Genomic DNA, 8,951 nt, shown 5'->3' with positions numbered 1-8,951 from the left:
GGTAACTGGCATGTTCTCAAGCATCTTATTGTAATCACCGTGACAAATCGAATAATATGTAATTTAATCATGCCTAATATGCATCAAATACATTAGTTAAACATCATAAATACGTAAATAAACGGAGTTTACAATGAAAACAAAAAACAGACTAGCCAACTTTAGGCTCAGTGAAAAGGACCATGATTATTTGTATACTATCGCGGAAACATTCGGTATCAGTAAGACCGATGCCATAAGACTGTTWCTTCGTCGATTTATTAGGACGGAKCCAAAGGATGTCATTTAAGTTCTGTTATCAGAAGAAGATTCGTCAACGCACCGAACGTATCTTCTCCGACGTATATGATTTCTGCATGGCTTCCCGGTTCTGTAATCTGACGATGGGTCAACACCATCGGTTGTTTTCATATTTTGAAGATCGATACATTAACATTACAAGTTTTTTTGATGGTTTTACATTCAAGAATGAAGACTGTTACTGGCAGATCCTAAGCGATGTTTCCTTCGCTAGAGACATCATCAAACGCGATAATCTGCACGTTGGCTTGGTCCCATATATTGAAAAGTTGCTTGATGATCTAGTTGAAATGAAGAACGGCGATAGCGATGTCGTCCCATCATGACCGGACAACGGCGCTAGAATATCCTGTTCGCGGCTGCCGTCACATCACCCGCCTTCGTCACGCCCTTACTGTAACGGGCTTCCCTGACCATCTGGCGGTGATTGAGGGATGTTCGCCCTACCGTCGGTGCAATACGGCCTACTGTAAGAGTTGTCGGAATCGTCACGTCAGGTCGCATACGGATCGAATGCTCTCACTATGGCGCGGTTCGTATAACAGTTGTGAGAATCGGGCGCGGAAGGACATCAGATTCGTCACTGTCCTCCATGCACTTACCCAACCTGATATTACCGAGATTGGTAATACGATAGATAGAGCTAAGATCGCCTTCAATGGTCTCAAGCGATCATTCCCCGGACTACGCATCCACGGTCGTATTGAGCTTGAGATTGTGGATACCAGTAAGGTGGTTAGTTCTGATATGTGCGTTCGGAAAAGAAAAGCATTACAATACTTGAATGATGGTCGGTCTGTGTTCGCCAGTCAGGATGTTGTGTTAGTTCATTCACACGTATTGTTCTTCTTGGGTGGCAATGATCCAGAAGCTGTTAGAGCCAAACTAGCAGCGAAGTATGATGCGCCATACGGAATCAATATGAAGTCCTTGTATACAGATAAGAATGTTGATGACAATCTTAGTAGGTTATGTGGTTATATGCTCAAGGACAAGTGGTTCTATAACAATGGTATGGATTCAAGTGGAGGCAAACAGGGCGTATATCTGAGGGATAAGTCTTTGTCATTCATTGTCAGAAGTTATATGAACGGTCGTATTGGAATAGATAGGTCATTGATATGGTCTAAGGGAAAGTAACGTCTCTAACACTATAGACATGACCGCGCGTTTGACGATCCGGAGACATGATACTTAATTCAGCGATTTCAGTGACTTAAGTGGATGTCGAAATTACTGAGACATTTGTCTCGTGATTTTTTAGAATAGGCATGTTTGATTGGAAACTCCCATCATCTGTGCCTTTCTCGCCAAACAAGCCGCCTATCAAAGCCTCGACAAAGGGGTTTGACATACAACTGTTATACGATCTTTGCTTTGCACGATGGCGTGATGTAACAGTTATCAGAAACAAGTGCTGTATGGATGCAGATTTTGGTGCGATTATCGTCGTCGTCTTGAATTCTGAACAAAACGGCTTAGGTGCACTCCGTATTTCCAGATAGCTTATTGGGTCGTCATTGCGCATAGGTAACTGACACTATTTATTGCTATAACTATTGATTAGAAATATTTCCTGGCGTTGATTGATATTCTCTTGACACGTGCAGTGCGGCGCGCCAGATGGTTACACATCTGTGGAATGGATGTCAGAGATATGGCCGGACATGCTATAATTAATCTGGAAGCTAAACCGGTTCGACTTCTCACCCGAGAGCAAGCGGCCAATTATTGTCATCTGCCTGTCAGTCGGTTCCTTCCGATCTGTCCATGCACTCCTGTCGAAATGAATAATCGCATTCGATTATGGGACATTCATGATCTAGATGAATGGATCGACTCATTGAAATCTGGTCATCTCACCGACAGCGATATCATCGAGAGACTCCCGTGACTATTATCCGCGTTAAAGGATTTCAGATATTCAGAGATCGACACGGTAAGATGCGCTGCTACCATCGAAAGACTAGAGAGGCGATTGATCTTCGTGCCTGTCCCTTGGGCTCCGTCGAGTTTTTTGCAAAGTGCGGCCGGATCTCAGACAGTCAGACAACTCTTACGATCAAGCCCGGATCTTTGGGCCACCTAATCGAACTTTATCGGAAGCACGATTTTTTTCTTGATCTCGCGGATCAAACTAAGTCGGACTACCAAAAGGTCTTTAATTACCTAAAGAACATAGAAGATGTTGCTTTGACGAAATTTGACCGCCCGCTTGTGGTCCGTATACGAGATCGCGCTGCGGTCAAAAAGGGACGTAGATTTGGGAACTATGTCAAAGCTGTCCTATCCCTTCTGTTTAATTGGGGATCTGAGCGAGGATATATTCGTGAAAATGTTGCAGCCGGGATCAAGGACATTAGAAGGAAGAAGGGCGCAACTCGGGCTAATAGACCTTGGAGCGATGCCGAACGCGAGATCGTCTTAGAGGCGGCACCAGGGCATATGCGGTCGGCGCTCGCGCTCATGATGTTCACTGGTCTCGGGCCAAAAGATGCGTTGACGCTGCCGAGGACTTTCGTTCGAGACGGCGAGATCGCAACATGGCGATCCAAAACGAATCAACCGGTCTTCTGGCCTATGCCTAAGCCACTAGCAGACATCCTGGCGGATGCCCCTGAGCATTCGGCGATGACACTCTGCGCCACGTCTTTCGGCAGACCGTGGACGCTTTCAGGCTTCCGCGCATCGTGGCGTCCGATTCGCGTCAAGCTTGAAAAGGTGGCTCGGGTGCAGCCCGGCCTGACGCTCTATGGGTTGCGCCATACCGTAGCTGTGATTCTCCGCGAGATCGGGTTCGACGAACGCACAATCGCGGACGCGCTCGGGCAGCGAACTATCGAAATGGCTCGCCACTACGCCGAGGGAGCAGACCTGCGAATGAAGATGGCTCCGGTCGTTGCCGCTTTCGATAGCGAACTGAACAAACGAAGCACGCGGTCTGTCAAACCCGGCGTCTGATTCTGTCAAACTCACTCAGCCGGACTCTGAGCCGAGCGAAAAAGATCAATTGGTGGAGGAACTTAAATGGTAGCGAGGGAGGGATTTGAACCCCCGACACAAGGATTATGATCTGAACGCGAGCACGGCTAAGTCATTGATAGGGCAGAGGACATCAGGGCGCTGCGCTAGCACTGCGCTACCTCGCAGCTGTGGGGCTCTCATCACCCCGAGCTCTGAGACGGCTGGCATTGCTAAGCTTGAGGCGGTCTATGCTCACGGCAAAACAAGAGAGACGAGCCGCCCAGAAGCAGACATGTAAGCTGCTGAAGAAGCAGGGCGTGGCACCCGAGGTGTGGGTTGCGGCCAAGTGCCCGTCTTGAGGCGCTATCCGCTCCTACCAGTTCTCAAGCCCGTGAGACCGTCCGAACGCGGCTGTGCGTTCCGCCCGAAATACATTGGACTGCAGGCCGGCGATCCATTGGCGCCCGCTCACCGTCACCTCCAAGTACTTTAGCGCGCTCTCCAGATGCGAAGATACGCTTTGCCAAAAGAACTCCGGGTATCGTTCGACCAGATCGCCAGGCGATGTGTAGCCCAGGGTGGCGTTGGTCCCGGCCTCCTCAAACTCGTGGAAGAGCGCATTGACTTTACGGAGGTAGAGTAGGTCACCCATCTGCCCGATCAGATCCGCCGCCCGGACCAGGCAGGCCTCATCGTCCGAATGGCTGTCTAGGGCGCTGGGCTTGGCCGGAAAGCGAGTTTGCTCGATGGCGCGCATGACGCGGTTCGCGTCCAGGATTTCCGATTGGCCAAATCGCGCGGCGACAAACAATTTGGATCGGTCGACGTGGTAGGCGGTCAGCGCCGCGTCTGAGGCGCCACGCGGCAGCACGATGCGGTGGCCCGCATCGTCGATGATATATCCCTTCACAGGGCAATCGCCTCTCAGAACGCCTCGGACGTATCCGATGTCATGAAAGAGGCAGGCGGCCAGCAGGTGTGCCCAGTCCTCGGGCGAAGTGAACTCAAGTAGAGTTTTGCCGCGCAAAATGTCGAGGCCGACCTGCGTCACAAGCAGGGTGTGTTCTAAATCGTGGTAAAGCGCGTCAGAGTTCCCCAAGCATTCAAGGGCAAGGCGCGCAGCGGCGCCGACCCTCTCGGCCAAAGGCGCTTGGCTGGTACCGAACGTGCTCTGGAGCTCGGCGGCGAGGTATTCGCCTAGTGCCCGTGACGCAAGCTGAGCGGTCGTGATCATGCCGGGCACTCCCGCCGCCGAACGGAACCGTCCCTTCTACGGCCGCCTTTCCAGACTTTGTCGTACGCCTGCAGCCGGCCGAGGCGCATTATCTTAGACAGTACGCGCTGCGGCTGACGCACATTCAACCGTGGCAAGTGGGGCGGCCTCGATTTGCCTGGACCTGTCCCCCTCAAGAAGTCTGGCCAGGTGATGTTGCCGGCCTGGATGACCACGGTGCTTCTCGTGTCTCCTCAGCACCGTCGCAGATGACTAGCCGACCACCAATCCTCATCCAACGACGGGACGATCGCAATCGCAACTTCAGCGACCAAGCAGTCAGCCACTATCGGTTTCTTTCTGCTCCGATGGCGCGCTAGCGGCGAAACCGACCGCCTCCGTAAAAGGCACGGCCGCCGTGGAAACCGCCGACTCGACGGCCGTAAGCGGCGCGTCCGCCGTAGACCCGGCCCCCGCGGTAGCCGTAAACGCGCCCGCCCCGATAGCCATAAACGCCGCGACGGTAGCCATAGACGGCCCCGCCCCGGTAGCCGTAGACACCCCGCCCACCGTAGTAGCCCCCATAGCCGTTCCGCCGGCAGCCACCATACGGTCCGCGGTGAAAGCCAAGGCCGCAGCCCCCGGCCGCCTCGGCCACGCTGACGCCAAACTGCCCCTTCTCCGGTGAGCCCAAGCTAAGCCAACTCCCAAGGAACAGAGCGACAAACACCACGAGCCTTATGCGTCGCATCTCGTACACTCCACTGTGATCCAAAGCGCGCCAACAGGTGTCATCGCCGCAACAAACGACATCGTGGTCCAGTGTGGATCCTATATGCCCGCACCGCTTGATCGCTCGGGACATCGCAAAACGCTTGTCGTCGAAATATCGGCCCGAGCTCGGCAGTTCACGACGAGCTTGAACCGGACGACAATCGCTGAACTGGCGAGCCCGCATTCATCGCAAGAAGCCGCCAGGTAAACCGATGGCGAGGAACGTCGCCCGCGCCAACGGTCGGAAGTCGAAGGTCCGCGCCGCTGTCGAGCACGTCTTCGCCCGGCAGAAGGGGCCGATGGCGCTCGTCGTGCGCACCATCGTCATGGCCCGCGCCGCAGTGAAGATCGGGCTAGCCAACCTCGTCTACAACATGAACCGGGCGGTCTGGCTCAACGACTCCCGAACGAGGACGGTCTGAGGACCAGGAGGGAGGCGATCCGGCCCGGATCGGGCTGGCGTGTAGGTCGCGTGAGATCCACAAAGCGCCCAAACTCCCAGCCCACCCTTCCAGAAGCTGCCGTCAGACTGGTTTTTGGAGGCGTCCAGCTGGTTGGAAGCTCCCGCGCCGCAATGGTCGTACTCCCAGCTGTCAGATCAACGCAGATCTCTCACCTTATTTGCGAGTTTTAATAAAGCCCAAGCCACTACCAGAGTGACAATGATCGAAAGTAAGATGCGATTAAATGGTAGCATCTCATCAAACGCAATGTAATTGTAAGCGATTGATCCAGCAAATCCGCTTATAGAACCGACCCAAAGCATCAAAATCCTTCGAGAAATTGGCATTGTATCGGTTCCAACCCGTTTGGGTTGCGCTGAAATAAATCGAGTTCTGAAGATATAGTTTGTGATTGCGACTACAACAAATCTCAAAGGAAGCAAGGCCCCTGTCCCATTCGATCAAGCGAGGTTGGGTGGAGCAGCATTAACGTACATCGATAGATGAGGCCTGTCATCAGCTTTCGCCTGAGCTGGCTAGGCTAGAAGAAAGTTATCTTGATGTCGAAGGCAGATGAAACGCGCACCCCGTTCAGTGCGAAGGCGAATACCCGCTCTTCGAAGAGCCTCAGCCCCCGTTCGGTCGATCGCGGCGCGAATAAGCCCACGCAGCGCATCGATCAGTTTTTGCTCATGCACTCGGGTCGATTTGATCGATGGCGAGATATCGCGGTCATTGCCGAAGCCTGGCAGGCTGGCACCAAGCRGCGGGAGGATCTTGAAACCGCTATCCAGGCAATCGACCCGGTTGAGGGGTACCACGCCTATCCGGGACCGAAGCTCTTGGCGGCGCTCCGCGACCGTGTCGCGGAGAACGACGCGAGCGGGACCGCCCGCATGGCGCTCCGGATCTCCAATGCATTGCTCACACGGGCTTACCGAGACCGGGGTACGGAATGGGATCCGCGTGCCGAGCTGGAGCCGGACGAGGTCGGCGACGTAATGCCCCCTGGTCTGGGCGAGGCAGACGTGCGCCGCCCCTATTTTGAAGTGCTGTTCGTGTCCGCGCAACCAGCTTCTCGGTGGCCGGCGCTCGCCCAAGAGGTGAAGCGGCTTCGCCGCCCTGAAGATGCGTTCGTTTACGAGCCGATTTTCGTCGGTTCATTCGAAGATGCATTCTGCGCGGCGGCGATCAACCCGTCCATCATTTCAGCGGTCGTGCCGGAGGGCTTCACATTCCGGTCGCGTTTTGACGCGCCTGTGCTGCGGGACGTTCTGCAAACACTGGGCGTGAACGACGATCGCAGCACTTCCGCCTTGCGTCTTGCCGGCGCTTTGAAGCGCATCCGGCCGGAGCTCGACATCTTCATCCTCTCGGAGCGCCGGGTTGAGGAACTCGCGGGCGATCCGGCCGCGGATTGCGTGCGCCGAATCTTCTATGCGGTCGAAGAGCCTCTGGAAATCCACCTCTCGATCCTCGAGGGCGTTCAGGACCGATACGAGACACCCTTCTTCGATAATCTTAAGCGGTACGCGCGGCGGCCTGTCGGAACTTTCCATGCGCTCCCGATCGCGCGCGGCAAGTCGGTTTTCAAATCCGATTGGATCCGCGACCTCGGCGCATTCTACGGCATCAACCTGTTCCTAGCCGAGAGTAGTGCGACGACGGGCGGTCTGGACAGCCTTCTCGAACCGACCGGTACCATCAAGCGGGCGCAGGACATGGCAGCGCGCGCCTTCGGCGCCGACCACGTCTTCTTCGTGACCAACGGGACCTCGACCTCGAACAAGATGGCGGTTCAAGCTCTGCTCGGGCCTGACGACATCGCCATCGTTGACCGGAACTGTCACAAGTCGCACCACTACGGCATGGTGCTCTCCGGCGTGCAGCCGATCTACGTCGAGGCGTTCCCGATGACGGAATACTCGATGTATGGAGCCGTCCCGCTGGCGGAAATCAAGCGGGCGCTGCTCGCGTCCCGCGCTGATGGTCGCCTGGAGCGGGTCAAGCTGCTCGATCTGACCAACTGCACCTTCGATGGTCACATGTACAACGTACGCCGGGTGATGGAGGAATGCCTCGCGATCAAGCCGGATCTGATCTTCCTCTGGGACGAGGCCTGGTCTGGATTCGCGCGGTTTTCGCCTTTCCTTCGTCCTCGCACCGCGATGGGAGCGGCAGCCGATATCGAAGCTTGGTTGACGGATCCTGCCTCGCTCGACGCCTATGAGGACCAGCAGCGTGAGCTTGGAAGCCAGCCTTCGGATGAGGTGCTACTGAAGACGCGGTTGGTGCCCGACCCACGTCAGGTACGGCTTCGGGTCTACCAGACGAACTCAACCCACAAATCGATGTCCGCGATACGGCAGGGCTCCATGCTCTTGGTCAAGGATGTCGACTTCCACACCGTGCAGGCGCAGTTCCGCGAGGCGGTATTCACGCATGCCTCGACCAGCCCTAACCAGCAGCTCATCGCGAGCCTCGACGTGGCCCGCCGTCAAATGGAGCTCGAGGGCTACGGGCTGGTCATGAACGCGATCGAGATCGCGCTCAGAATCCGAAAGGCAGTCAACACGCATCCGCTGGTGTCGCGCTATTTCAACGTCCTTGGAGCCGAGGGCATGATCCCGGCGGAGTACCGCCAGTCCGGTTTCAAGGACTACCTTGATCCGAGTGCGACTTGGGCCGACGTCGTTCGCGCCATGAGTGAGGATGAGTTCTATCTTGATCCGACGCGCATGACGCTCGTCTGTGGCACGGCGGGCTTCGACGGCACGCAATTCAAGGGCCTGCTGGCGAGCAAATACGACATTCAGCTCAACAAGACGTCGCGAAACAGTGTACTGCTGCAGTCGAACATCAACAATACTCGTAGCGATGTCGCCCACCTGATTCGTGTTTTGGTGGAGATCGCTCGCAATATCGAGGACGGGCTTGCCGCCGGCGGGGAAGCGGAACGCGCCACTTTTGAGACTCGCGTTAAGTCGTTGATGACCGACGTGCCGGATCTGCCGAATTTCAGTCACTTTCACCAGATTTTCCGCGAAGACTCAGGCGAAAACACACCCGAAGGCGATATCCGCGCGGCATTTTTCAGCGCCTACGATCCTTCGTTTTGTGAATACGTGCCCCTGTTCGGTCCGGAATGCGATCGGCGGCTACGGGAGGGGCCGGAGATGATCTCGGCCAACTTCGTCATTCCCTATCCTCCCGGGTTCCCGATCATGGTGCCGGGCCAAGTACTGACGCAAGAGACC

General features: G+C 55.4%; 4 protein-coding genes and 1 pseudogene. 3 read left to right on the top strand and 2 right to left on the bottom strand.

Features of this window, described 5'->3' with window-relative positions; translation table 11 throughout:
• Window positions 1-2,190 precede the first annotated feature (2,190 nt).
• Window positions 2,191-3,261 carry a tyrosine-type recombinase/integrase gene (locus AC1DXK_RS29115; RefSeq protein ID WP_477299583.1) on the top strand — a complete coding sequence of 357 codons (1,071 nt, stop codon included), beginning with the start codon at window positions 2,191-2,193 and terminating at the stop codon, window positions 3,259-3,261.
• A 376-nt stretch (window positions 3,262-3,637) separates the two neighbouring features.
• Here AC1DXK_RS29115 and AC1DXK_RS29110 read toward each other — a convergent pair whose 3' ends face one another.
• Together AC1DXK_RS29110 and AC1DXK_RS29105 are read right to left on the bottom strand one after the other, a co-directional pair.
• Window positions 3,638-4,498, bottom strand: coding sequence for a metal-dependent phosphohydrolase (locus tag AC1DXK_RS29110; protein WP_457104604.1), 861 nt, complete (start codon window positions 4,496-4,498; stop codon window positions 3,638-3,640).
• 355 nt (window positions 4,499-4,853) lie between these two features.
• Window positions 4,854-5,228 carry a GCG_CRPN prefix-to-repeats domain-containing protein gene (locus AC1DXK_RS29105; RefSeq protein WP_409518629.1) on the bottom strand — a complete coding sequence of 125 codons (375 nt, stop codon included), beginning with the start codon at window positions 5,226-5,228 and terminating at the stop codon, window positions 4,854-4,856.
• A 193-nt stretch (window positions 5,229-5,421) separates the two neighbouring features.
• Here AC1DXK_RS29105 and AC1DXK_RS29100 point away from each other — a divergent pair.
• Both AC1DXK_RS29100 and AC1DXK_RS29095 read left to right on the top strand, forming a co-directional pair.
• Window positions 5,422-5,673, top strand: a pseudogene (locus AC1DXK_RS29100) (IS5/IS1182 family transposase); the annotation flags it as partial.
• A gap of 713 nt (window positions 5,674-6,386) precedes the next feature.
• Window positions 6,387-8,951 (top strand): decarboxylase (locus AC1DXK_RS29095; RefSeq protein ID WP_477299584.1); only part of this gene is annotated, 2,565 nt, incomplete at its 3' end.

Source organism: Methylobacterium sp. P3_A11 (genome assembly GCF_056403155.1).
This window is presented reverse-complemented; position numbering and strand designations above follow the sequence as displayed.